The 1,671-nt window shown below is 42.4% G+C and carries 2 protein-coding genes; both read right to left on the bottom strand.

Translation table 11 applies throughout. From position 1 onward, the window contains the following. Positions 1-147: 147 nt before the first annotated feature. On the bottom strand, positions 148-1,245 hold the full coding sequence (gene tnpB / locus G5B06_RS18485; protein ID WP_173772714.1) for an IS200/IS605 family element RNA-guided endonuclease TnpB: 1,098 nt from the start codon (positions 1,243-1,245) through the stop codon (positions 148-150). Continuing rightward, complete coding sequence (gene tnpA, locus G5B06_RS18480; protein ID WP_059086645.1) at positions 1,245-1,667, bottom strand: IS200/IS605 family transposase; 423 nt, start codon at positions 1,665-1,667, stop codon at positions 1,245-1,247. Before tnpA ends, tnpB begins: the two co-directional genes overlap by 1 nt. Positions 1,668-1,671: the final 4 nt, after the last annotated feature.

Genomic DNA, 1,671 nt, shown 5'->3' with positions numbered 1-1,671 from the left:
TTGACACTCCCCACAGCTAAAGCAGGGGGATTCTTGCTTCTCCCACTACTGCATTGGCAAACACCTTACGGTACTGCAATGTCTTACACAGTGTCCACAAGCTATATTTATACTGTTCCCGTATGCCCTACGGTACAGTTTTTATCTTTATGCAGACTGCATCTGCAGTCCTTTTTTCAGAATATTGATACTTGCATTCGTATCCCGGTCATGAACCGCATGGCATTTGGGACACTCCCAGATACGAATGCCCAGATTTTTTATCCGTGGATTTCTGTAGCCACAACAGCTGCAGGTCTGACTGCTCGGATACATCGTTGGTACTCTGTGAATTTCATTTCCATACCAGCCAGCTTTATATTCCAGCATTTCAAAAAATTTTGCCCAGGAAACACTCGCTATCGATTTTGACAGTTTATGATTCCGGATCATCCCCTTAACATTCAGATCTTCAATACAGATGGTTTGGTTTTCACGCACCAGCATCGTTGACTGTTTCTGCAGGAAATCATTCCGCTGATTGGTTACTTTCTCATACACTCTTGCCACCCTGATCCGCTGCTTCTCGCAGTTATGGGAATCTTTTTGTTTTCGGGAAAGCCTGCGCTGTTCTCTTATGAGTTTTCGCATTGAGCGTTCCAGATATCTGGGATTTGATACCGTATTTCCATTACTGTCGGAGTAGAACGCTTTGATCCCGACATCAATCCCTATCGTTCCGCCAGCATTTGAGCGTGGTTCCGGTTCAAAATCAACATTTAAAACCGCAAAATATTTTCCAGCCGGTGTGTGCTCAATGATCACGTGATTAATCTTTTTCACTTCCATCGACTGCCGTATTTTAACAAATCCAAGTTTCGGAAGTTTGATATATCTTCCCACAATACAAATATTATCTTTTTGATTTACCGTTCTGTATGACTGGAACCGGTTATGTTTACTTTTGAAGGTTGGATAGGAAGCCCGTTTCTCAAAGAAATTCACAAATCCCCGGTCGAGATCCCGCAAAGACTGCTGTAATGCAATGGAATCTGCTGCTTTCAGAAAGGCAAACTCCTCTTGCTTTTTCAGTTCAGTCAGCATGGCGGAAGTCTGGGAATAGCCGATCTTTTCCCCATTTTCATAGCCTTCCTTACGCATGGCAAGTCCCCGATTGTAGATGAACCGGCAACATCCCAGGGTCTGATGGATGAAGTTTTTCTGTTCTCTGTTCGGGTAGATTCTAAATTTAATTCCTTTTTGCATTATCCCATCTTATCCTTTTGTCTCTGCGATGTTTTCTGGTTTTCAATATACTGTTTTACTGTTTCCTGCGGAGCACCGCCCACCGTCGATACAAAATAGCTGTTTGTCCAGAGAGTCGGCATTTTCGTTTTAAGATAGGGAAATTCCTGTCTTAAAATTCTGGACGTATAGCCTTTAAATGACTTTACAGCTTTGTGGATGCCAAACTGAGGATCTACTTCCAAAAGCATATGAACATGGTCTGGCATGATCTCCATCTCCAGAATGTCTACAGAAAGATTTGCAGCATACTCTGTGAGCAGCTCCTTCAGCCGGACGTCCACACCGTTAATTAATACTTTTCGTCTATACTTTGGACACCATACTACATGGTATTTACAGGAATAGACGACATTGTTGTTTGATTTATATGTTGTGTTCATATTT

Origin of the sequence: Blautia luti (assembly GCF_013304735.1) — a bacterium.
GTDB lineage: Bacteria > Bacillota > Clostridia > Lachnospirales > Lachnospiraceae > Blautia_A.
The sequence above is the reverse complement of the archived record's forward strand: the minus strand, read 5'-3'. Positions and strand labels throughout refer to the sequence as shown.